A 649-nucleotide genomic window follows, 5' to 3' on the forward strand; every position below is an offset into this window, starting at 1 on the left:
ATGTGTTCTCGAATAAGGCGCTACCTGCCAAGCAAGTGGAAGCATTCAAAGCGCTGTTAGCGCGGTATCCTGAGCAAGTGCAGTGTTCGGAAGTTATTGAGAAACTTCATCTTGCACAAACACAGATTCAGTAAGGAGACCACATGATTCTGGTTTGGTTTAGGCGCGATTTACGCACGTTAGACCACACGGCGTTAAAGGCGGCACTTGATACAGGACAACCTGTTGTTGCTTGTTTTGTTGCAACGCCAGAACAGTGGCAAGAGCACCACATGGCGCCGATGCAGGCGGATTTAATCGCCAGCCGTCTTGAGCATGTTCATCAAGAGCTCACAGAGCTAAACATTCCTCTTCTATATAAAGAAGTTCCGCATTTTGACGACTGTACAAAAGTCATTTGCGATTGGGCGGATAAGCTCAACGCAACGGCGGTAATGGTCAACATCAATTATGAAGTGAATGAAGTTGAGTTGGATAGAAAGGTTGCTCAAGTACTGGATAATCGTGGGGTAGAGTTTCACGCCTTTCACGACAAATGCGTTCATGCGCCAACGACCGTACTCAACAAGCAAGGCGAGTATTTCAAAGTATTTACGCCATTCAAACGAGCATGGTTGCAAAAGTTTTCCTTGCCAACGGTATCCAAGCC

At 46.5% G+C, this 649-nt stretch carries 1 protein-coding gene and 1 pseudogene; both read left to right on the forward strand.

Translation table 11 applies throughout. The features are described 5' to 3' along the window. Positions 1–134, forward strand: a pseudogene (locus R7Q11_RS24815) (helix-turn-helix-type transcriptional regulator); the annotation flags it as partial. A gap of 9 nt (positions 135–143) precedes the next feature. Then, a partial coding sequence (locus R7Q11_RS24820) for a deoxyribodipyrimidine photo-lyase (RefSeq protein WP_225466835.1) occupies positions 144–649 on the forward strand: 506 nt, incomplete at its 3' end.

Source organism: Vibrio sp. 970, assembly GCF_033339075.1.